Consider the following 24013-nt stretch of genomic DNA (forward strand, 5'->3'; position numbering starts at 1 on the left):
TTTGAAATTTATTTTTTAGACTGTTTTAAGGCTGCCTTTATAAAGTTTACAAATAAAGGATGCGGATTTAAAACGGTACTTTTATATTCTGGATGGTATTGAACTCCAACAAACCATGGGTGAGAAGGTATTTCTACAATTTCAACTAACCCAGTTTTAGGGTTTATTCCTGTAGCCTTCATACCAGCTTCTTCAATTTGTTTTTTAAACTTGTTGTTAAACTCATATCTATGGCGGTGACGTTCACTAATTAACTCATCTTTGTATGCTTCAAAAACTTTAGAATCTTGAGTTAATTGACAGTCCCAAGCACCTAAACGCATAGTTCCTCCTTTTTCAGTAACCTCCTTTTGTTCTTCCATTAAATTAATTACAGGATACTTAACTTTTGAATTCATTTCTGTAGAGTTGGCATCTTGAAAACCTAAAATATTTCTAGCAAATTCTATAACAGCCATCTGCATTCCTAAGCAAATACCTAAAAAAGGAATATTGTTTTCTCTAACATATTGAACTGCTGCTATTTTTCCTTCAATACCTCTATCTCCAAAGCCAGGTGCAACTAATACACCATTAAGTCCAGAAAGCATACTAACGGCATTTTCAGGAGTTAATTCTTCTGAATGTATCCAACGTACATTTACTTTTGTTTTGTTAGCAGCTCCAGCATGAATAAATGCTTCTGTAATAGATTTATATGAGTCGTGTAATTCTACATATTTACCAACCAATCCAATTTCAATAGTAGACGTAGGGTTTTTATGCTTGTCTAAAAACTTATTCCAATTTTTTAATTTAGGTTGTTTTCTTGTAGATAAACGTAATTTATCTAAAACAACATAATCTAAACCTTCTTGGAACATTAAATTAGGAACATCATAAATAGTCTCAGCGTCTAATGATTGAATAACGTCTTGCTGCTTTACATTACAAAATAAAGCCAATTTACGTTTAATAGTATCATTAATTTCATGTTCAGAACGGCATACAAGGATATTAGGGCTTATACCACTTTGCATTAACATTTTAACAGAATGTTGCGTAGGTTTAGTTTTTAATTCACCAGCAGCAGATAAATAAGGAATTAAGGTTAAGTGAATAACAATAGCATTTTCTTCACCTAATTCCCATTGCATTTGTCTAACAGCTTCAACATAAGGTAAAGATTCAATATCACCAATAGTTCCGCCTATTTCAGTAATAACAATATCATAGTCACCGGTATTCCCTAAAATTTGGATACGATGTTTTATTTCGTCTGTAATATGAGGGATTACTTGAACGGTTTTACCTAAAAATTCACCTTTGCGTTCTTTATTTATTACAGACTGATATATTCTTCCTGTAGTTACATTGTTAGCTTGAGAAGTAGGAATGTTTAAGAATCGTTCGTAATGACCTAAATCTAAGTCAGTTTCGGCTCCGTCATCGGTTACATAACACTCTCCATGTTCGTAAGGATTTAAAGTTCCTGGATCAATGTTAATGTATGGGTCAAGTTTTTGTATGGTTACAGAATATCCTCTTTCTTGTAATAGTTTAGCTAAAGAAGCTGCAATTATTCCTTTACCAAGAGATGAAGTTACACCTCCTGTAACAAAAACATATTTAGTATTGTTCATGGTGTTGTTAGGTTTGCGCAAAAGTAAGAAGTCTAATAAATTCAGCAAACAAAAAAAATGAAAAAAGATGTATTTTTGAAGTTAAAAAATAATTATCAAAAAAAAATGAATTTGGATTTGCGGAACAAAAAAACTGTTGTATATTTGCCCACGCTTTTAGCAGACGGAATTTCACAAAAGCAAAACATTTTTTTAAAGAAGATTTTAAAGATATACTGTAATGAGTAAAAGAACGTATCAACCATCAAAACGTAAGAGAAGAAACAAACACGGTTTCAGAGAAAGAATGGCTTCTGCTAACGGTAGAAAAGTACTAGCTAGAAGAAGAGCAAAAGGAAGAAAGAAATTAACTGTTTCATCTGAGGCAAGACCTAAGAAATAATGATATTACTATCATTCATATAGAGGTGTTACTTTTTATTAGTAGCACCTTTTTTTTATACCATAACAAAATTTTTTTACACACAACTATACAAGAAAATTAAGTAATGCCAAAAAGACAAGACCTTAAGTCAATTTTAATTATCGGATCAGGACCAATTGTAATTGGTCAAGCATGTGAATTTGATTATTCTGGATCTCAGGCCTTGCGTTCTTTACGCGAGGATGGAATTGAAACTATTTTAATCAATTCTAACCCAGCAACTATTATGACAGATCCATCTATGGCGGATCATGTTTATCTTTTGCCTTTAACTACCAAATCATTAATTCAAATATTAAAAGATCATCCTCAAATTGATGCAGTATTACCTACTATGGGAGGGCAAACTGCATTAAATTTATGTATCGAGGCAGATGAAAAAGGAATATGGGAAGATTTTGGAGTTGAGATTATAGGAGTAGATATTGATGCGATAAACATTACAGAGGACAGGGAGAAGTTTAGAGAGTTAATGACGCAGATAGGTATTCCTATGGCGCCTCAGGCTACAGCGACATCTTATTTGAAAGGTAAGGAAATAGCTCAAGAATTTGGTTTTCCATTATGTATTAGAGCTTCATTTACCTTAGGAGGAGCAGGAGCTTCAATTGTTTATAATGAAGAGGAGTTTGAAAAATCATTAACTAGAGGGTTGGAAATCTCTCCAATCCATGAGGTAATGATTGATAAAGCAATGATGGGATGGAAGGAGTTTGAGTTAGAATTACTTCGTGATGATAATGATAATGTAGTTATTATCTGTTCTATTGAAAATATGGATCCAATGGGAATCCATACAGGAGATTCTATTACGGTTGCGCCAGCTATGACACTTTCTGATAAAACGTATCAGAAAATGAGAGATATGGCTATAAAAATGATGCGATCTATTGGTGAGTTTGCAGGAGGCTGTAATGTTCAGTTTGCTGTATCGCCAGATGAAAAAGAAGAGATTATTGCTATTGAAATTAATCCACGTGTATCACGTTCATCAGCATTGGCTTCAAAAGCAACTGGGTATCCAATTGCAAAGATAGCTGCGAAATTAGCAATGGGATATACATTAGATGAGCTAGATAATCAAATTACGAAATCAACATCAGCGTTGTTTGAGCCTACTTTGGATTATGTAATTGTGAAAATTCCACGTTGGAATTTTGATAAGTTTGAAGGTTCGGATAGAACTTTAGGTTTACAAATGAAAGCAGTAGGTGAAGTAATGGGGATTGGACGTTCTTTCCAGGAAGCATTGCATAAGGCTACACAATCTTTAGAGATTAAACGTAATGGTATTGGTGCAGATGGTAAGAGTTATACAGACTATAATAAGATAAAAGAGAAATTGAAATTTGCTTCTTGGGATCGTGTTTTTGCTATCTATGATGCTATTCAGATAGGAATGCCTCTAAGTAAGATTCATGAAATAACAAGAATTGATATGTGGTTCTTAAAGCAGTATGAAGAGCTTTATGAATTAGAGCAAGAAATTTCAAAATATTCTATTGAAAATTTAGATAGAGAACTATTATTAGAAGCGAAGCAAAAAGGATATGGTGATCGTCAGATAGCACATATGTTAGGTTGTTTAGAAAGTCAAGTATACAAGAAGCGTGAAGAATTAAGTATTAAACGTGTTTATAAATTAGTTGATACTTGTGCTGCTGAGTTTACTGCGAAAACACCTTACTATTATTCTACATTTGAAAATGAAATGGAGAGTGCTAATGGTGATAAAAAGCCTGCGAATGAGAGTGTTGTTTCTGATAAAAAGAAAATAATTGTATTAGGGTCAGGACCAAATAGAATAGGACAGGGTATTGAGTTTGATTATTGTTGTGTACATGGAGTTTATGCAGCTAAAGAGTGCGGTTATGAAACAATTATGATTAATTGTAACCCTGAAACTGTTTCTACTGATTTTGATACAGCGGATAAATTATACTTTGAACCAGTATTTTGGGAACATATTTATGATATTATTAAGCATGAGAAGCCAGAAGGTGTTATCGTACAGTTAGGAGGTCAAACAGCATTAAAATTAGCTGAAAAACTAGATCGTTATGGTATTCCAATTATTGGAACTAGCTACAAAGCATTAGATTTGGCTGAAGATAGAGGTAGTTTCTCAACTTTATTAAAAGATAATAACATACCTTACCCAAGATTTGGTGTTGCTGAGAATGCTGATGAGGCTTTAGCTTTAGCAGATGAATTAGATTTTCCAATTTTAGTACGTCCATCTTATGTATTAGGAGGACAAGGAATGAAGATTGTAATCAATAAAGAAGAGCTTTTAGAGCATGTAGTAGATTTATTACGTAAAATACCTAATAATAAACTTTTATTAGATCATTATTTAGAAGGAGCTATAGAAGCAGAGGCTGATGCTATTTGTGATGGGGAGAATGTATATATTATAGGTATTATGGAGCATATTGAACCTTGTGGAATTCACTCAGGAGACTCAAATGCAACCTTGCCAGCGTTTAATTTAGGAGAGTTAGTTTTAGAGCAAATTAGAGAATATACTAAAACAATTGCATTAGCATTGGATACTGTAGGTTTAATAAATATTCAGTTCGCTATTAAAGATGATAAGGTGTACATAATTGAAGCCAATCCAAGGGCGTCAAGGACAGTACCTTTTATAGCAAAAGCTTATAAGGAGCCTTATGTAAATTATGCAACTAAAGTGATGTTGAGAGAAAAGAAAGTTACAGACTTTAATTTCAATCCACAGTTAGAAGGTTTTGCAATCAAGCAACCTGTTTTCTCTTTCAATAAATTTCCTAATGTAAATAAGAAGCTTGGGCCAGAAATGAAGAGTACTGGTGAGAGTATTTTGTTTATAGATAATTTACGAGACGATCAGTTTTATGATTTATATTCAAGACGAAAAATGTACTTAAGTAAATAAAAGTATTTTAATATATTAAAAAAGAGGTTGTTTTACTTTTAAACAACCTCTTTTTTGTTTGTATTTTCTTCCATCTGTAATTTCAAATAATTACTAATATAATTTCTGTTTATGTTAAAGAAAATAACAAATTATGGGTAAGCGGCGTTTTCAAAGTAAAAAAGCTTGAATTTTTATAGCTATTTTTATATGCTTTACAGTTAAAGTAAAGAAATAATAACAGTAAATTTAATAAGCTTTTTAATCTGGTATGGTTAGTAATATCTTTAAAAATAGATACTTTTTTATTGTAAAATGGTATTTTATTAACATGTTTTTTTGTTAAAATTAAAAAAATAAACTATATTTGAGATCTAAGCAAAATAATTAGGGGTATTTTGCATAGCGTATGATATGTTTCAAATAAGGGGATGAAACGTATAGGAATTCCAATCTTCGAGAGAAAAGATTGGAATTTTTTTATTAGATTGTAACTTGTTCTTGGTTCCTTAAAATATCGTCAAACGTTTCTCTTTTTCTAATTAAGTAGTCTTTACCTTTGTAAAGCATAACTTCTGCAGGTTTAAACCTTGAATTGTAGTTGGAAGCCATAGAGTAACAATAAGCGCCAGCATTGTGAAAACATAAAATATCACCTTCAGCTATTTCTGAAATTCTTCTATTAGAACCAAAAGTGTCAGTTTCACAAATATACCCTACTACACTATAAAAACGTTCTCTTCCTTTTGGATTAGAAATGTTTTCAATTTCATGGTAAGAGTTGTAAAACATTGGTCTAATTAAGTGATTTAAACCACTATCAATACCAGCAAAGACAGTTGAGGTGGTTTGCTTGATAACGTTTACTTTTGCTAAGAAATAACCAGACTGACTAACTAAAAATTTACCGGGTTCAAACATTAGCGTAACGTCTTTACCGTAATTTTTACAGAATTCATTAAATCTGGTAGATAGTTTTTTACCAAGTTCATCAATATTAGTTGAAATATCATCTTTTTTATAAGGAACTTTAAAGCCGCTTCCAAAATCTATAAAATCAATATTTTTAAATTGCTTAGCTACTTCAAATAATATTTCGGTGGCACGCAAAAAAGTATCTATATCTAAAATATCTGAGCCTGTATGCATATGTATTCCATTAATTCGCATACCAGTATTTTCAACAACTCTTTTAATATGTGGTACTTGGTGTATTGAAATACCAAATTTAGAATCTATATGTCCAACAGATATTTTACTGTTGCCTCCAGCCATAACATGTGGATTGATACGGATACAAACAGGGATTTCTGGGTGCTTTTGTCCAAATAGTTCAAGTATAGATAAATTATCAATGTTAATTTGAACACCTAATTTAGCTACTTCTTCAATCTCTTGCAAAGAAACACCGTTTGGGGTATAAATAATATTCTTTGGCTCAAATCCAGCAAGTAAGCCAAGTTTGACTTCTTGAATAGAAACGGTATCTAATCCACTTTTAAGAGAATTAAAAACCTTTAAGATGTTAATGTTAGATAATGCTTTGGTAGCGTAATTAATTTTTACATTTTTAACCTTAGAAAAAGCATTGGTGATTTTCTTATATTGATTAATAATCACATCTGTATCATAAACATACAAAGGACACCCATAAGTGTCTGCCAACTTTAATAAGTCTTTTCTATTCATTTTATAAACTGTTTTACGGTGTCAAATGTAGAAAAGGGTTGTGTTAGCTCAAATTAATTAAAAGAAATAAACACAATCTGTTTTTTTGTAAAAATAAATTAAAGACTTATTTCTGTATTATATTAAGGAAGCTTTTATCATTCTATCATTTCCAAATAGATCTTTCTTTAATTCAATATGCTTAAAACCTTTAATAGCTAGCATTTCAACTGTTTCTTTTCCTAGATATTGATTTATTTCAAAAAACAAAAAACCACCTTTTTTGAGATGTTTAGTAGCTAAATCTGCAATTTTCTTATAAAAAATTAAAGGGTTTTTATCCTCAACAAACAAAGCCAAATGAGGTTCATTGTTTAGAACATTATTTTTAATCTCAGTTTTTTCCAAGTTTCTTACATAAGGAGGATTGGAAACAATTACATCAAATGTATTTGGTAAATTATTAATTTTTAAAATATCAGATTCTATAAACTGGATAGAAGTATTATTAATTTTTGCATTTTGTTTCGCTACTTCTAATGCTTTATAAGAAATATCAATGGCACTAACAGTTGCTTTGGGTAAATGTTTTTTTAGGCTAATAGGAATACAGCCAGTACCAGTACCTATGTCAAGCATATTTGCGTTTTCAATTGTGTCTTTTAAAATCCATTCAACTAGTTCTTCGGTTTCTGGACGTGGAATCAAAGTATCAGTTGTAACTTTAAAAGTGAGGCCATAAAACTCTGTTTTGCCAAGTATATATTGAATAGGTTCCTCTTTTAAGAGACGTTCAATAGCTGTGTTGAATAAAATTTGTTTATTCTCAGGTATTTCAAAGTTAGGTTGTAAGGAGTAGTCAATACGATGTAATCCTAAGTATTCCTCAATTAAATAAAAGAAAAAAGTATCTATTTCTGTTTGTGGATATATAGATATTAGTTGATTGTTAAAAGATATTCTGTATTCCTTTAATCTCATGCTTCAGTTTATATTAATTTAAAACAGTTTACAAATCTTTTAACATCCAAACATTACAAGAGTAATGTCCAGTATTTCCCATGGGTTTATCAATATTTAAAAAACCATTCTTTTTATATAAGTTTCGTGCCGCTTCCATATACGGCATAGTTTCTAAATAGCATTTTTCATAACCATTTTTCTTAGCATTTAGTAAACAATGTTCTATTAATTTTGAGCCGAGCCCTTTTCCTCTTGTAATTGGTAAAAAGTACATTTTTTGAAGCTCACAAACATTACCATCAAAATTATCAAGCTTAGCATAACCAGCTCCGCCAACTATTTTATTATTGTATTCTACAACATAATAATTAGTGTTTTTTTCTTGATAAGCTTCAAACATAGCGTCGGTAGCTTCATCCTCATAAGCAGTTCCTACTTTAGGTACACCAAATTCAATGAGAACAGAACGAATAACGGTAGCTATTTGTTTATTATCACCTGGTTTAATATCTCTAATAATAAAATCAGAAGGAGTCATAGGAATATAGTATTTTTGCGAGAGCAAATTACCAAAAAACAATTATACAAATGAAAAATGTTATCTGTTTTTTATCCGTTATATTCTTAGTGAGTTGTACAGTGAAAGAAAAGCCTATTTTTTTAAAAGTAGATGATGTTGAGTTTTTATCAATGAGAGCAGATACCTTAAAAATAGGTGCAAACGCTTATTTTGGAAACCCTAATGATATTGGAGGGAAGATAGCAACAGATGGAATAAAGGTAATTGTTGATGGAGTAGAAGTTGCAGAAGTATTTTCAGAAGAGTTTAAAGTACCTGCAAAAAAAGAGTTTGCTCTACCTTTAAAGGTAGTAATTCCTACTAAAAAAGTTTTTGAAAATAACAAGAATGGAGTTTTAGGAGGGATTATTTCTTCTTTGTTAAGTCAGCGTTTAAAAATTCAATTGAAAGGAGATTTAAAGTACAAAGTTTTAGGCTTTTCTCATACGTATACTATTGATAAAACAGAGGAATTAAAAATTAAATTGTAAAGCTTGAATCACGAAAAATATATCCAAAGGTGTTTACAGTTAGCTAAAAATGGTATTGGAACTACTAGGCCAAATCCATCAGTAGGAGCTGTTATTGTTTATGATAATAAAATAATAGGAGAAGGATATACAAGTCCCTATGGAGGACCGCATGCGGAAGTCAATGCAATAAATTCGGTTAAGAACCAAGACTTACTAAAAAAATCAACAATTTATGTAACACTTGAGCCATGCTCACATCATGGAAAAACACCACCTTGTGCAGATTTAATTATAGAAAAAAAAATTCCTAAAGTAGTTATAGGCTGTTTGGATACAAATTCATTAGTGGCAGGAAAAGGAATTGAACGATTGAAGAAAGCAGGGTGTAATGTTGTTGTAGGTGTTTTAGAAGAAGAGTGTTTCAACCAACATAAAAGGTTTTTTGCCGTTCAAAATAAGCAGAGACCATATATAATTTTAAAATGGGCAGAATCTAAAGATGGATTTATAGCGCCTGAAACCAAAGATAGTAGAAATCCGGTTTGGATATCTAATTCTTATTCTCAGCAATTAGTACATAAATTTAGAGCTGAAGAACATGCAATATTAGTGGGAACAAATACAGTTTTAGATGATAACCCTAAGTTGAATGTGCGTAGTTGGTATGGTAATAATCCTGTGCGAATTATTCTAGATAGAGAGTTAAAAATCCCTAAAAACAGTAATGTTTTTGATGCTAGTATAAAGACAATTGTTTTAAAGCAGATTGATAAAGAGAATAATTTAAGTTTGTCAGAAAAGATAATTGTTGAATCTATTGATTTTGCACAAGAATTGTCTAATCAAATATGTGAAGTTTTACAAAAATATAAAATACAATCTGTGATTATTGAAGGAGGAAGGCAAACTATTCAAACTTTTATAGATGCTAATTTATGGGATGAAGCTTACGTTTTTATTGGAAATAGTAAACTAAAAAAAGGAGTTGAGAAGCCTAATATTTCAGCTTTACAAATAGAAGAGAAAAAAATAGATAACGACATATTAAGAATATATAAGAATGATTAAAAATATCATTTTCGATTTTGGAGACGTGTTTATCAATCTTGATAAACAGGCTACCTATAAAGAATTAGAGAAACTTGGGGTTACGGAAGTATCAGATGAAATGATGCAGGTTTATTATAAGTATGAAATGGGATTACTATCTACTGATGAGTTTGTAACTTTTTTTCATGATAAATTCAATTTGGATAAGCAAAGTTTGGTTAATGCATGGAATGCTATTCTTTTAGATTTTCCTTTACATAGACTTGAGTTTTTAAAAGAGTTAGCAGAAAACAAACAATACCGTTTGTTTTTATTAAGTAATACAAATGATTTACATATTACTTGGATACAAAATGATTGGGGACAAAAACTATATAATGAGTTTAAAAACTGTTTTGAAAAATTTTATTTGTCACATGAAATTCATTTAAGAAAACCTAATCAGGATATTTATGAATTTGTTTTAGAAGAAAATGAATTAAAAGCAGAAGAGACTTTTTTTATAGATGATACAGAAGAAAATACGTTAGCTGCTAAAGATTTAGGGATAAAAATATGGAATATCATTCCTGGTGAAGAAGATGTGACTAAATTATTAGATAGAAAAGAGTTTTTATAATATGATATACTTAATATTAAGTATAGTTTTTTCAACTTCATTATTTGTAATATTTAAGTATTTCAATGTTTTTAAGGTAAATACATTACAAGCAATAGTTGTCAACTATATCGTGGCATTTGTTTTAGGGATATTTTCTGCAGGTGCATATACAAAATTAGCAACAATTAATGCTCAACCTTGGATGTACGGAGCAGTCGTTTTAGGTTTTCTATTCGTGACTATATTTTTTGTAATGGCAAAAACAGCACAAAATAATGGGGTCTCAGTAGCTTCCATAGCAGGGAAAATGTCGGTAGTAGTTCCTATTGTTTTTGGAATAGTATTATACAATGAAAGTATTACCATACTTAAAGTTTTAGGAATATTAATAGCTTTAATAGCAGTATACTTATCTTCTGTAAAAGAAGAAAGGTCAAATACAAAAGCAGGAATTGTTTTACCAATACTTTTGTTTCTAGGGTCAGGGATAATTGATACTACAATAAAATATGTTGAAACTAATTTTGTTCCAGAGGATGGTGTTGATTTTTTTTCAGGTAGTTTATTTGGTTTTGCAGCTTTTTTTGGAATAGTAATTCTGTTAGGGAAACAGTTTGTCGTTAAAGAAAAACTTGAAGTTAAAAGTGTTTTAGCTGGGCTTGTATTAGGGGTTCCGAATTACTATTCTATAGTATTTTTAATAAAAGCACTTCAAAATAAAAACTTTGAAAGCTCTACATTATTTACTATTAATAATGTAGGGGTTGTAATATTTTCCACAGTAGTTGGACTTTTATTATTTAGAGAAAATTTTAGTACAAAGAATAAGATAGGAGTAGGTTTAGCTATTCTGGGAATTATACTAGTAACCATTGCTTAATGAGTGATATAAAAGACACATATAAAACAATTACAAATCCATCTAAAGAAACGTTATTTAAAGATAGGAACAGTAAGTTTTTTGGGTATGCTTTCCCAGTTTTTTCAGAAGATGATGTAAAACAACGATTAGAGGAGCTTAGAAAGTTACATCATACAGCAAGACATCATTGCTATGCATGGCAAATAGGAACGGAAAGTATAAGATTTAGAGCAAATGATGATGGAGAGCCAAGTAATTCAGCAGGACAACCTATTTATGGACAAATCCAAGCATTTGATTTAACAAATGTGTTAATTGTTTCAGTACGTTATTTTGGAGGGACTAAACTTGGGGTTGGAGGTTTGATAAATGCATATAGATCCTCAGCTAAATTGGCTATTGAAGCTTCTGAAATTGTAGAAAAGACAATTGATGTTCATTTCAAATTATTGTTTGGATACGATATGATGAATAAAGTTCAGAGAATTATTAAGGAAAGAAGCTTAAGTATTATTAATCAAAAATTAGAGTTAGATTGTGAGTATATAATTTCTGTTAGAAAAAAAGAGGCTGAAGTAATTTTTAATGTTTTTGATTCTCTTTTTAAAGTTGAAATAAAGAAAGTATAGCTTACCTAATTACTTATTGAGTTAATGTTAGGATAAATGACTAATAATCCGTACATTTGCACGCCTTTTTGCGAGAACAGATTAAAAAAAGGTAAAAAGAATTATAATAAGTTTAATTTCTCTTAGCGTTAGTGTCGTTAAAAATCTGGCTAACAAAAAGATACAAAATTTTATTCAGACATGTCTGAAGAAACAAAAAAAACAGCAGAAGCTGTAAATCCAGCAGAATTTTTAGCAACTTTTAACTGGCATAAATACGAAGAAGGTATTGATGAAGTTGATGAGTCTAAATTAAAAGAATTTGAAAAGGCCTTAGAAGGTACAGTAGGTTTTGTAAATGAGCGTGATGTAATTGAAGGATTAGTAGTTCGTATTACTGATCGTGATGCTATTATTGATATCAACTCTAAGTCAGAAGGTGTAATTTCTTTAAATGAGTTCCGTTACAACCCAAATTTAGCTGTTGGAGATAAAGTAGAAGTATTAGTTGATAAAAGAGAAGATTCTTCTGGTCAATTAGTATTATCTCACAAAAAAGCGCGTGTAATCAAAGCTTGGGATCGTGTTAATAATGCACACGAAACTGGAGAAATCGTTAATGGTTTTGTTAAGTGTAGAACACGTGGAGGTATGATTGTAGATGTATTTGGTATTGAAGCTTTCTTACCAGGTTCTCAAATCGACGTGAAGCCTATCCGTGATTACGATCAATATGTTGAAAAAACTATGGAATTCAAGGTTGTTAAGATTAACCATGAATTTAAGAACGTAGTTGTATCTCATAAAGCGTTAATTGAAGCTGATTTAGAAGATCAAAAACGTGAAATTATCGGTCAATTAGAAAAAGGACAAGTATTAGAAGGAGTTGTTAAGAATGTAACTTCTTATGGTGTATTTGTTGACTTAGGTGGTGTTGACGGATTAATTCATATTACTGATTTATCTTGGTCTCGTATCAACCATCCAAATGAAGTTGTTGAGTTAGATCAAAAATTAAACGTTGTAATTTTAGACTTTGATGATAACAAGTCAAGAATTCAATTAGGATTAAAGCAATTATCTGCTCACCCATGGGAAGCATTAAATCCAGAATTAAAAGTTGGAGATACTGTTAAAGGTAAAGTAGTTGTTTTAGCTGATTATGGAGCATTTGTAGAAGTTGAAGATGGAGTAGAAGGTTTAATCCACGTATCTGAAATGTCTTGGTCTACGCACTTACGTTCAGCTCAAGATTTTGTAACAGTTGGAGATGAAGTAGAGGCTCAAATCTTAACATTAGATCGCGAGGAGCGTAAAATGTCTTTAGGTATGAAGCAATTACACCCAGATCCTTGGACTGATATTACAACTAAATACCCAGTTGGTTCTAAGCATTCAGGAACAGTTCGTAATTATACTAATTTTGGTGTATTTATTGAATTAGAAGAAGGAATTGATGGATTAGTATATATTTCTGATTTATCTTGGACTAAGAAAATTAAGCACCCATCTGATTTTGTAACAGTTGGTGATAAGTTAGAGGTTCAAGTATTAGAACTAGATGTTGAAAACCGTAAGTTAAACTTAGGTCATAAGCAAACTCAAGATAATCCATGGGATGCTCATGAAACAACTTATGCTATCGGATCTGTTCATGAAGGTACTGTAAAAGAGAAGAATGATAAAGGAGCTACAGTTGCTTTTGCTGATGGAGTAGAGGCTTTTGCACCGTCTCGTTATTTAGATAAAGAAGAAGGTGGAAAGTTAGGAAAAGGTGAAACTGTTAAATTCCAAGTAGTAGAATTTAGCAAGGAATACCGTAGAATTGTTGTTTCTCACTCGTCTATCTTTAGAGAAGAAGAGCAAAGAAATGTTAAAGCTGCGGCTAAAAAAGCTCAAGAGGTAGAAAAAACTACTTTAGGAGATATTGGAGGCTTAGCAGAGTTAAAGAAAAAGATGGAAGGAAAATAAAAATCCATTTTACAATCTATAAAAAAACCCGTTGTTTTACAACGGGTTTTTTGTTGTTTTGAAAAGTTTTCAAAAAACATTAGCGATTTCTGTTTTTTTATAAAAAAAATGATTAAATTTATAAGTAGCTGCTAACCAATATCTTTGGAATATTATGCTGAAAAGAATCCTTGTATTAATTTTTAACCAGTTTTGACTTAATGAAAAATAAACAATAACGAAAAATACTAGTTAGAATTTTACTCGTTTATCTTGTCTGAAAATATAAAGTTTAAAAGTTTCATCCCCCCATCCCCCCAGTTTAACTTAAAAACTTATATCTAATGAAAAGAGCAAGAAATTTATTTGTGATACTGTTAATTTTGTGCAGTATCCAGATTTTCCCCCAAGGAGAAATTCAACAGTTGTTAGAAGAAGAAAAGCTAAAATTAAATGAAGTAGAAGATTATGTCAGTAAAAATTTTATTTCCTTACCTAGGTGTATTGAATCTAAAAATTATATTGACAATGGAAAAGGGCTAGGACTTAATCAAAGTCATATACCTATTGATAATGGTGAAATTTACGTTTTTAACATTTATTTTCACATTTTAAATGAAAACGGAGGCTCTAGGTCATTTCCAATTTCAGAAGATGATATTCAAGAAGCTGTTGCTATTTTGAATAAAACATTTAATCCGTTCAAGATATTTTTTAAATATCAAGGACATGGAAATATAGATAGCACATGGCGTTCTGTAGTGTACTTAAGAGGAAGAAGAACTTTTGGTCAATTAGTAGATTATGCCAAAAGTCTTAATGTTTATAAGGAGAATAGTTTAAACATCTTCATAGCTTCAACTATCCGTTATAGCCAATATGATGATTCACCTCTTGTTGGGATTGCAGATAAACCAGGTACCAACTCAGTTATAGAAGATGAATACTTATTAACTTCTAGTTTACCTCATGAGGTTGCTCATAATTTTCTATTACATCATACACATTATAGGTCAACAAGTGAAAATTGTGATTTGGTTGTTCAGAATGATTTGGTAGATGACACAAGGCCTTCTCTAATATACAAAGCTGCTGAAATAGGAAGTGATTGTATAACATATACAGGGAATAAATCAAAAACTAAATGCGGAATTGATTATTCGTATTTACCAACCAATAATTTTATGAGTGCAAATATTTTGCCTTGTAGATCTCTTAAGAATGCGATGTTTACAAAAGGTCAAGGTGATAGAATGAGAAAAATAATAAAAGAAAGAATGCAGACAGACTATAATAGAGTTTTAGGGACAGTTGAAAGTCTTTATGAACCATATAATAAGCGAAAAAATCAGACTTTTATGAGTATAAAGGGGAATACTTTAAAGTATCAAAAAGGATTTGACTATCAGTTTGTAGATTGTAATGATTATAATACGATTTTTGAGTCCTATTCATCTAAAGAGTTAGTTCAGAATCATCCATATTATACAGCTGTAAAAATATTGCAATTATCAAAAGAAAAAGCATATAACTGTAATTTTCCAGAGAATAAAAAATATGTTTCAGGAGTCGTGTTGAGTTTTGGTGCTACAATTTCTAATCATTATAAGTTAAAAGATTTAAGTGAAGTTGAACTGTATAACCCAACAATGATTATGAAAAACCTCCCTAAAGGGTTCAACCTAGTAAAAACTGTTTGTATTGAAGGTAAAGAAGAAAAAAAGTTAGTGTATAAACTAGATAATTAATAGTTTAAACAAAGTCATTTATAAAAAAAAACGTTGTACTTCCAACGTTTTTTTTATATCTGTTATAATGTAACAAAAGTTACATCATATTAAACAAATTGTGATTCCAGATTCTTAGAATACTATTATATTTGTTATAAATTTTAAGAAGTTAATATGACATTAATCAAATCTATATCAGGAATTCGAGGGACAATTGGTGGAAGAATTGGAAATAATTTAACTCCAATTGATGCAGTTAAGTTTGCTGCAGCTTATGGAACTTTTATTTTAAATAAAAATAAAGGAAAGAAAAAAGTAAAAATAGTTATCGGAAGAGATGCTCGAATTTCAGGTAAAATGATTACTAGTTTAGTGGCAAATACATTAGTAGGCCTAGGTATAGATGTACTAGATTTAGGATTGTCTACAACTCCTACGGTTGAAGTAGCTGTTCCTATAGAAAAAGCAGATGGAGGAATAATTTTAACAGCTTCACATAATCCTAAACAATGGAATGCCTTAAAACTATTAAATGAAAAAGGAGAGTTTATTGATGGTGAAGATGGAGCAGAAGTTTTAAGGTTAGCTGATAGTGCTGATTTACAGTTTGCTGAGGTTGATGGTTTAGGAATCTATAAAAAGAAAAAGAATTACATTAAAAAGCATATAAAAGAAGTTCTAAAGTTAGATTTAGTAGATAAAAAAGCTATTAAAAAAGCTAAGTTTAAAGTAGTAGTTGATGGTGTTAATTCTACAGGGGGGATTGCGGTACCAATGTTGTTGGAAGAATTAGGAGTAAAATGTATTAAATTATATTGTGAGCCTAATGGAGAGTTTCCTCATAATCCAGAACCACTAAAAGAGCATTTAACAGATATATCTGAATTGGTAGTAAAAAAGAAAGCGGATTTCGGAATTGTTGTAGACCCAGATGTTGATCGTTTAGCTTTAATATCGGAAGATGGTTCTATGTTTGGAGAAGAATATACATTAGTTGCTTGTGCTGACTATGTTTTAGGGAAGCTAGGTGGCGGAAATACAGTATCAAATTTATCTTCTTCAAGGGCATTAAGAGATGTTACCGAAAAGCATGGGGGTGTTTATACAGCTAGTGCAGTAGGTGAAGTTAATGTCGTGAAAAAAATGAAAGAAACGGGTACAGTTATAGGAGGAGAAGGAAATGGAGGTATTATTTATCCTGATTCTCACTATGGTAGAGATTCATTAGTTGGTATAGCTTTATTTTTATCGCATTTAGCTAAAAAGAAAGTTTCCTGTAAAGAGTTAAGAGATAGTTATCCAAGCTATTTTATGAGTAAAAATAAAATTCAGTTAACTCCCAAGATAAATGTGGATGAATTATTAGTTCAGATGGCTGAAAAGTATAAAAATGAAGAAGTGAATACAATTGATGGAGTAAAAATTGACTTTACTGAAGAATGGATTCATTTAAGAAAATCTAACACAGAACCAATAATTAGAATCTATACAGAATCTAAGTCTCAAGAACAGGCAGATAATTTAGCAGAAAGATTTATAAAAGAAATTCAAGCTATTATTGATTAAATATGGAAAGTTGATTGTTTATTAAACTTTTTTATAAATAAAGGAGAGGTGTTTATAAATAAGTAGTATCATAAAAACAAAGTTTGAGTATGAGTTTAGAAGTTTATTTTAATTCGTTTAGAAATAATATTGTAGGTGTTAATCAAACCTTTAAAACACCTTATGGAGAAAAAAGGTTAATATATACAGATTGGACTGCGAGTGGTAGGTTGTATAAAGAAATAGAAGAAAAGTTGTTGTATAAATTTGGCCCTTTTGTAGCTAATACACATACAGAAACCTCTACGTCTGGAGCTGCCATGACATTAGCATATCATAAAGCTAGAAATATTATCAAAAGACATGTAAATGCAAATGAAGATGATGTATTAATTACTGAAGGTTCTGGAATGACTGGTGTTATCAATAAATTTCAGAGAATTTTAGGACTTAAAGTTTCGGAAAGCTTAAAAGAATACACTCAAATACCAGATGAAAAAAGACCTGTTGTATTTATAAGTCATATGGAGCATCATTCTAATCAAACTTCATGGTATGAGACAATCGCAGATGTAGAAATTGTACCTTGTAATAGTGCTGGTTTGGTTTGTTTGGATAAGTTTGAAGAGAGTATAAAAAAATATCAAGATAGACCCATAAAAATAGCTTCAATAATAGCAGCGTCAAATGTTACAGGTATAAAAACTGATTATCATAAGGTTGCTGCTTTAATACATAAGTACAACGGACTTTGTTTTGTTGATTTTGCATGTTCTGCACCCTATGTAGATATTAATATGCATCCTGAAAAAGAAGATGAATATTTAGATGGAATATTCTTTTCGCCACACAAATTTTTAGGTGGACCAGGAAGCTCAGGTGTATTATTGTTTAATAAAAAACTGTATAAAAATACGATTCCTGATAATCCAGGTGGTGGAACTGTTACTTACACTAACCCTTGGGGAGAGCATGACTATATAGATGATGTAGAAACTAGAGAAGATGGTGGTACACCTGCTTTTTTACAAACAATTCGTATTGCATTATCAATGCAACTGAAAGAGCAGATGGGAACGGATAATATGGAGAAAAGAGAAGAAGAAATTAACGCTGTTATGTTTGAGTGTTTAGAAAATTTATCAGGAGTTACAATATTGGCTCCTTTACACAAGCAAAGACTAAGTATTTTTTCCTTTTATTTTCAAGAGTATCATTTTAATTTGGTAGTGAAACTATTGAACGATCGATTTGGAATTCAAACTAGAGGAGGATGTTCATGTGCAGGTACTTATGGGCATTATTTATTAAATGTAGATCAATATTCTTCTCATAAAATTCAAGATCAAATTATAGAAGGTTGTAGTATGGATAAGCCAGGTTGGATTCGTTTATCAATGCATCCAACAATAACTAATGAAGAAGTTAGTTATATATGTGATTCGTTAAAAGAATTAGCAGAGAATATAGAAAACTGGTCTAAAGACTATCATTATGACTTGTCAAAAGATGATTATGTACATAATACTGTTGAACCAGTAGAAAAGAAACTTGTTTCTGATTGGTTTGCTATTTAGATGAAAAGAATGAAAATATTAGATATAAGTTTTTTAGAAGAAAACTACTTAAGGATAAAAGAAAATACCCTTCAAGGAAGGTGGATAACATTCAATGAAATCAAAGAATTGTTTGCTTCTTTACCAAGTTTTATAGAGTATGAATTAATAGGAGAGTCAGAGCGAGAAGTACCTATTTATAAACTTAAACTAGGAAATGGAAGTAAGAAGATTTTAATGTGGAGTCAGATGCACGGTAATGAAAGTACTGGAACTAAAGCAGTGTTTGATTTTTTAAACTTCCTTAAATATGAGTCAACAACTGAAATAGTAAAAACGATTCTTTCAAATACAGAAATACATATTATTCCAATGTTAAACCCAGATGGAGCTCAAGCTTATACAAGAGTTAACTCATTTGGAGTAGATTTAAATAGAGACGCTGTTGCTTTACAAGCAAAAGAAAGTAAATTACTAAGGAAGATTTTGGATAAAATAAATCCTGAGTTTTGTTTTAATTTACATGATCAAAGAACAATATTTGGAGTAGAAGGAACTAAAAACCCAGCAACAATTTCTTTCTTGGCTCCATCAGAAGAAGAGAGTAGAAAAATAACTGATGGAAGAAAAGAGACTATGAATGTAATAGTAGTTATGAATGAATTGTTGCAAAAAGTGATACCTAATCATGTAGGAAGATACACAGATGAGTTTTATCCTACCGCAACAGGAGATAATTTTCAAAAACTAGGTCATAACACAATTTTAATTGAAGCAGGTCATTATCCAAATGACTATGAAAGAGAGTTGGTAAGAAAGTTTAATTTTTATGCCATCCTTCAAGGAGTATATCATATATCAATTACAGAAGACTTTAAAATATATGAAAAATACTTTTCAATACCTAATAATGTAAAGAACTTTTTTGATGTAATTTATAGGTCAAAAAATAATAAAAAAGATATAGCATATCAGTACGTAGAAAAGATAGAAAGTAATAAATTTGCACTCGATTTAGTTAAAGAGAAGGAAGGTGACTTATCATCATATTTATCTCACAAAGAATTCAATATAAATGAATGATAATTGTCTTTCTTTCAAACAAATCATTTAATTATTAAAAAAAAAACATATTTTAGCAATATTATTTGAATAAAAATAAGATGAAGAAATTTGTATTAGATGAAATAGATCATCAAATCTTAGACATTTTAATAGAGAATGCTCGGACACCATTTACAGATATAGCCAAAAAATTACTTGTATCAGCAGGGACTATTCATGTTCGTGTTAAGAAGATGGAAGATGAAGGGATTATAGAAGGTTCTACCTTAACCCTTAATTACGAAAAAATGGGGTATTCTTTTATAGCTCATGTAGGTGTTTTTCTTGAAAAAACATCAATGACACAACATGTTTTGGATAACTTAAGACTTATTCCTAATGTAACAGTGGCTTATGTAACTGCTGGAAAGTATAATATTTTCTGTAAAGTAAGAGCAAGAAGCACAAATGATGCGAAGGATATTATTTATAGGGTGGATGATATTCATGGGGTTAACAGAACAGAAACTATGATATCATTAGAAGAAAGTATAAATGATAAAAAGCGTCTAATGCACGCAATTTTTAAAGAAATTTAAGTATTAAAAATAAAAGGGTTGCAAATTTTGCAGCCCTTTTTTTTATTAATTAACTTTTTTATTTTAGTTTTAATTGATTAACCTAGGATTATAGTTTTTCATATTCTTCTTTAGAAATTTCTCCAGAGCGAATTTTACGTAACTCTTGTATTTTAGAGAGTATAAAATTATGTATATCTGATCTAATATCTTTAGGTTTTTTTAAGCCTTTACGTAAATTACCAGGTAAAACATAATTATCATAGTAGTAGAAGAAATTGTAGTCGAAATCACCAACTGATAAATTATATTGACCTAACAAATAACCTAAACGAAAAGCTGAGCGACGCTGAGCTGCAGTTCCATGATGGTTTGGACTATTTATGTTATTGTCTCCAATTGAACCAGCAAAATTATAAGCAGGAGCAGCTTGTGTCCATGTAGCATTGTAACCATTAGGTTTTCTTATATAATAACCAGCAAAAGCATCAGCTTCTAACTCTCCAGCTCTAGCAGTGTTTTCTCTTCTTGAAGGAAAATTATTTCTAAATTGTAATTGATGGCCTACCTCATGAGCTTGAACCATAGCACAAGAAATTCTTCCGCCTCTGTTTAGGGCTAAATTATATAATTGCTCACCAAAAATAATATAACCACGTCCATATGAAATGGCATTAGCCGTACCATCTCCTTTTGCAAAATATAAAGGAATTGGATTAATGTTGAAAACACTAGCAATTTTATTGTTTTGATTTTTTAAAAAGTTAGTCTCTGATTGATTCACAATAGTAGAACCGATATAGGCATTTTGCCCCCAGTATTGATCAATAAAGCTACACTCTTTGTGAGAATGTTTACTGTTTAGTTCAATAGAAGAAGGTGATTCTACTGGAGTAGATTCGTTATTGTTACAACTATTAAATAATATAGAAGCAACGAATATTAGTGTGAAGGGTTTAAAATTTTTCATTTAATTAAATTGGGTTTATAAAAAGTTAATTAATTGATAATATTATACTATATATAGGGAATAAAGTATAAAAATTGCAACGTGTTTAAAATAAAACAAATGAGAGTTATTTGTTTTATTATAAACATTTAATAAGAGCGTAGCTATATTTTAACTACTTTTTTGTTTTGGTTGGAGTAATTACGGTAATAAAGTATTTTTCGTAAGGACGAGGTTAGTGAATTAGATAAAATAATTTATAATGCTAAAAATAACTTAGTACACTTCCCAATCAAACTTTTTTAATAAATCATTCCAGTCTTCAGGTAAAGATGATTTGAGAACTAGCTCTTCGTTAGTAAAAGGATGCTTAAAGATTAGTTTATAAGCATGGAGAAATAAGTTTTCATAACTAAACTCTTTAATAAACATTAGATTATGGTTCTTGTCACCATATTTAGGATCACCAATTAATGGATGACTAATTTTATTGGTGTGTATTCGTAATTGATGTAATCTACCAGTTTTTGGAGTTAATTTAACTAGACTATATCTAGAGGTATCGTAAGGTTTTACAGGAATATTTAAGGTAATAGTTTGAAGAGTATTTAACTCTGTTTCCGCTTCCTTGTGTATCTTTGCATCTCTACCTTTTACAGGAGAGTCCATAATGAGTTTATCTGGAGCATGACCTCTTACAACGCCTAAATAAGCTTTTTCGATTTGATTTTGAGTAAAAAGTTGCTGAAATTTGGAAACAAATTTTTTGTCTTTACACAAAAGAATAATACCAGAAGTTTTTCTATCTAGTCTATGAATAGGGTAGAGTTTATTTCCAGTTTGATCTAAAAGTAATTGCAAAAGAGATTTTTCATCAGCAACATTTCTAGAATGATGTGCATGATGAACAACAACGTTATTGGGTTTTGTTACACAAATAAAATATTCATCTTGATAAATTATTTCAACTTTCAAAATACAAAAATTAATGATTAAACTTATTTTTTACACTGACTAATAAAACAAAACTAATTACCCCGCAAACAAGAAAGCCTGTAAATAAAGGAACAACATTTATAGTAATATATTTACCAATATAAGTAGCAATAGGAACAGCCATAATAGTTGATATAAATCCATTAAAAGCAGCACCAACTCCTGCTATGTGTCCAATAGGTTCCATGGCTAAAGCTCTTAAATTTCCAAATAAAAAACCAATAGCAAAAAATTGACAGCCGAAAAATAATAATAAAATAGAGATGCTAGGATTAGCATTTCCAGAAAAAAGGAAAATATAAATTATAGGAATAATTATGAAAATAATTGTGAAAAAATAAACAAGTTTAAACATTCCATATTTCATAACAAATTTACCGTTTAAAAAGGTAGCTAACCCGACAGAAATAGCTAAACAGGCAAAAATAAAAGGAAATTCTTCAATTAGGTTATATTGTACTTCAAATATATGCTGGGAAGCACTTAAATAAACCATAAAAGACCCTGTAATAAAACCAGAAATAAGTGTAAAAACAACAGCTTGTTTAAATTTAATAAACTCTTTAAATCCACTGTAAAATAAAGATAAAGAAAGTTTAGATTTAAAGTTCTCATTTAAAGTTTCGGGTTGTCTTTTCCATAGCCAAATCATTACTATAAATCCAAAAATAAGTTGGCTAGTAAATATTGATTTCCATCCCCAAAAATCTAAAAATACCTTACCTATAGATGGCGCTACTACTGGTACTAATATAAAAATGACAACAATAAAAGACATAATTCTGGCCATGTAATTTCCACTAAAACTATCTCTAACCATAGCTATACTTATAGTTCTTGGAGCTGATAAACCAATACCTTGTAGTATTCTTCCAAAGATCATAGTTTCTAAAGAATTAGCTGTAATGCATATAAAACTAGCAATGGTAAAGATTAAAAAGCCAAGATAGATAATAGGTTTTCTTCCCAGACTATCAGATAAAGGACCAGAAATTAGTTGGCCAAAACCTAAGCCTAAAAATATCATAGTAATTAAAAGTTGTTTATCTTCACTATTAGTAGCTTTAATAGAGGTGCCTATTTGTGATAAAGCGGGCAAGAGGGCATCAATTGCTAGAGCAACAAGAGACATTAAAGAAGCCATTAAAAAAATAAACTCTAAACCAGAGGAATCTTTAGATTTTTGCATTGGGCAAAATTAATGTACTTCGTATAAAATTTTATGTAAATTATTAAGTTTTTATTAAATTGGTGCTATTAGCAAGATTGAAGGGTAGGGTAAGACTAATAGCACCTCTATCTAATTAATTTGTATTTAAAACAATTAAAAATGATTTTACCCTACCAATTTTTTAAAAAAATAGTAAGTTTGTTGCAATGAAAGTAAAAAAATCAATTTGCGAACCCAAAGTATTCAATGAGGTTTATGAAGAGCATTCAAAAACCTTATACAACTTTATGTACTACAAATGTGGTGATAAAAGTTTAGCAGAGGACTTTGTACAAGACTCTTATGTTAAGTTGTGGGGTAATTGTTCAAAAGTACTCATAGAAAAAGCAAAATCTTTTTTGTTTACAGTTGCTAATAACTTATTTTTAAATCATGTAGCACATAATAAGATAGTTTTAAAACATTCTTCAGAACATAAAAAAGATTATACTAATGAAACTCCTGAGTTTTTAATTGAAGAACAAGAATTTTTACAAAAGCTTAAAAAGGCAATAGCCGATTTACCAGAAAAGCAAAGAGAGGTATTTTTGCTAAATAGAATAGATAAAAAGAAGTATAAAGAAATATCTGAAATGCTTGGAATATCTGTTAAAGCAGTTGAAAAAAGAATGTCTTTAGCATTAAAAGTATTGAGAGAAAAAATAGGGAGTAATTTTAAGTAGGGTAATTTTTAAATTACCTGTTATAATAGTAGATAGATAGACAGAA

The 24013-nt window shown here is 30.3% G+C and carries 21 protein-coding genes; 14 read left to right on the forward strand and 7 right to left on the reverse strand.

Features of this window, described 5'->3' with window-relative positions:
• Window positions 1-8: 8 nt before the first annotated feature.
• Window positions 9-1622 carry a CTP synthase gene (locus ABNT65_RS02435; protein ID WP_348702076.1) on the reverse strand — a complete coding sequence of 538 codons (1614 nt, stop codon included), beginning with the start codon at window positions 1620-1622 and terminating at the stop codon, window positions 9-11.
• Between the two features lie 220 nt (window positions 1623-1842).
• Here ABNT65_RS02435 and rpmH point away from each other — a divergent pair, with 220 nt between their 5' ends.
• Complete coding sequence (gene rpmH / locus ABNT65_RS02440; RefSeq protein WP_348702075.1) at window positions 1843-2004, forward strand: 50S ribosomal protein L34; 162 nt, start codon at window positions 1843-1845, stop codon at window positions 2002-2004.
• Window positions 2005-2110: 106 nt separating this feature from the next.
• On the forward strand, window positions 2111-4963 hold the full coding sequence (gene carB / locus ABNT65_RS02445; protein WP_348747080.1) for a carbamoyl-phosphate synthase large subunit: 2853 nt from the start codon (window positions 2111-2113) through the stop codon (window positions 4961-4963).
• A 462-nt stretch (window positions 4964-5425) separates the two neighbouring features.
• Here the strand turns inward: carB and lysA are convergent, their stop codons facing one another.
• The 3 genes from lysA to ABNT65_RS02460 form a co-directional block, all read right to left on the reverse strand.
• A complete protein-coding gene (lysA, locus tag ABNT65_RS02450) occupies window positions 5426-6631 on the reverse strand; it encodes a diaminopimelate decarboxylase (RefSeq protein ID WP_348747081.1) in 1206 nt (401 codons plus the stop codon).
• A gap of 117 nt (window positions 6632-6748) precedes the next feature.
• Window positions 6749-7591, reverse strand: a complete 843-nt coding sequence (gene prmC, locus ABNT65_RS02455; RefSeq protein ID WP_348747082.1) for a peptide chain release factor N(5)-glutamine methyltransferase — start codon at window positions 7589-7591, stop codon at window positions 6749-6751.
• 28 nt (window positions 7592-7619) lie between these two features.
• The gene (locus ABNT65_RS02460) at window positions 7620-8111 is read right to left on the reverse strand and encodes a GNAT family N-acetyltransferase (RefSeq protein ID WP_348702069.1); all 492 of its coding nucleotides are present in this window, start codon (window positions 8109-8111) and stop codon (window positions 7620-7622) included.
• A 50-nt stretch (window positions 8112-8161) separates the two neighbouring features.
• On the opposite strand from ABNT65_RS02460, the gene ABNT65_RS02465 reads away from it, so the two are divergent.
• From ABNT65_RS02465 to ABNT65_RS02515, 11 genes are all read left to right on the forward strand, one after another.
• Window positions 8162-8623, forward strand: coding sequence for an LEA type 2 family protein (locus ABNT65_RS02465; protein WP_348702068.1), 462 nt, complete (start codon window positions 8162-8164; stop codon window positions 8621-8623).
• A gap of 3 nt (window positions 8624-8626) precedes the next feature.
• The gene (ribD, locus tag ABNT65_RS02470; protein ID WP_348747083.1) at window positions 8627-9673 is read left to right on the forward strand and encodes a bifunctional diaminohydroxyphosphoribosylaminopyrimidine deaminase/5-amino-6-(5-phosphoribosylamino)uracil reductase RibD; all 1047 of its coding nucleotides are present in this window, start codon (window positions 8627-8629) and stop codon (window positions 9671-9673) included.
• Entirely contained in the window at window positions 9666-10274 is a 609-nt protein-coding gene (locus ABNT65_RS02475) for an HAD-IA family hydrolase (protein ID WP_348736427.1), read from the forward strand. The genes ribD and ABNT65_RS02475 overlap by 8 nt, the downstream gene beginning before the upstream one ends.
• Window position 10275: 1 nt before the next feature.
• Window positions 10276-11136, forward strand: coding sequence for an EamA family transporter (locus ABNT65_RS02480; RefSeq protein ID WP_348736429.1), 861 nt, complete (start codon window positions 10276-10278; stop codon window positions 11134-11136).
• Window positions 11136-11747 (forward strand): YigZ family protein, encoded by a 612-nt coding sequence (locus tag ABNT65_RS02485; protein WP_348702064.1) that lies wholly within the window; start codon window positions 11136-11138, stop codon window positions 11745-11747. Before ABNT65_RS02480 ends, ABNT65_RS02485 begins: the two co-directional genes overlap by 1 nt.
• Window positions 11748-11927: 180 nt before the next feature.
• Entirely contained in the window at window positions 11928-13697 is a 1770-nt protein-coding gene (rpsA, locus tag ABNT65_RS02490; protein WP_348702063.1) for a 30S ribosomal protein S1, read from the forward strand.
• Between the two features lie 323 nt (window positions 13698-14020).
• Complete coding sequence (locus ABNT65_RS02495) at window positions 14021-15424, forward strand: hypothetical protein (protein ID WP_348736431.1); 1404 nt, start codon at window positions 14021-14023, stop codon at window positions 15422-15424.
• Window positions 15425-15580: 156 nt separating this feature from the next.
• Window positions 15581-16972: a phosphoglucosamine mutase gene (gene glmM, locus ABNT65_RS02500; protein WP_348747084.1), complete on the forward strand. Its 1392-nt coding sequence runs from the start codon at window positions 15581-15583 to the stop codon at window positions 16970-16972.
• 89 nt (window positions 16973-17061) lie between these two features.
• Window positions 17062-18528, forward strand: a complete 1467-nt coding sequence (locus tag ABNT65_RS02505; protein ID WP_348736435.1) for an aminotransferase class V-fold PLP-dependent enzyme — start codon at window positions 17062-17064, stop codon at window positions 18526-18528.
• A 9-nt stretch (window positions 18529-18537) separates the two neighbouring features.
• Complete coding sequence (locus ABNT65_RS02510) at window positions 18538-19590, forward strand: M14 family zinc carboxypeptidase (RefSeq protein ID WP_348736437.1); 1053 nt, start codon at window positions 18538-18540, stop codon at window positions 19588-19590.
• A gap of 80 nt (window positions 19591-19670) precedes the next feature.
• Complete coding sequence (locus ABNT65_RS02515; protein ID WP_348702057.1) at window positions 19671-20150, forward strand: Lrp/AsnC family transcriptional regulator; 480 nt, start codon at window positions 19671-19673, stop codon at window positions 20148-20150.
• Between the two features lie 88 nt (window positions 20151-20238).
• Here ABNT65_RS02515 and ABNT65_RS02520 read toward each other — a convergent pair whose 3' ends face one another.
• The 3 genes from ABNT65_RS02520 to ABNT65_RS02530 all read right to left on the reverse strand — a co-directional run bounded on the left by ABNT65_RS02520 (window position 20239) and on the right by ABNT65_RS02530 (window position 23263).
• Window positions 20239-21099: a metalloprotease gene (locus ABNT65_RS02520; protein ID WP_348702056.1), complete on the reverse strand. Its 861-nt coding sequence runs from the start codon at window positions 21097-21099 to the stop codon at window positions 20239-20241.
• A 255-nt stretch (window positions 21100-21354) separates the two neighbouring features.
• Entirely contained in the window at window positions 21355-22053 is a 699-nt protein-coding gene (locus tag ABNT65_RS02525) for a pseudouridine synthase (protein WP_348747085.1), read from the reverse strand.
• Window positions 22054-22063: 10 nt separating this feature from the next.
• Window positions 22064-23263 (reverse strand): multidrug effflux MFS transporter, encoded by a 1200-nt coding sequence (locus ABNT65_RS02530; RefSeq protein ID WP_348747086.1) that lies wholly within the window; start codon window positions 23261-23263, stop codon window positions 22064-22066.
• 188 nt (window positions 23264-23451) lie between these two features.
• Here ABNT65_RS02530 and ABNT65_RS02535 point away from each other — a divergent pair, with 188 nt between their 5' ends.
• On the forward strand, window positions 23452-23967 hold the full coding sequence (locus ABNT65_RS02535) for an RNA polymerase sigma factor (protein WP_348702053.1): 516 nt from the start codon (window positions 23452-23454) through the stop codon (window positions 23965-23967).
• Window positions 23968-24013 lie beyond the last annotated feature (46 nt).

Origin of the sequence: Tenacibaculum sp. 190524A02b (genome assembly GCF_964036645.1) — a bacterium.
GTDB classification, from domain to species: domain Bacteria; phylum Bacteroidota; class Bacteroidia; order Flavobacteriales; family Flavobacteriaceae; genus Polaribacter; species Polaribacter vairaonense.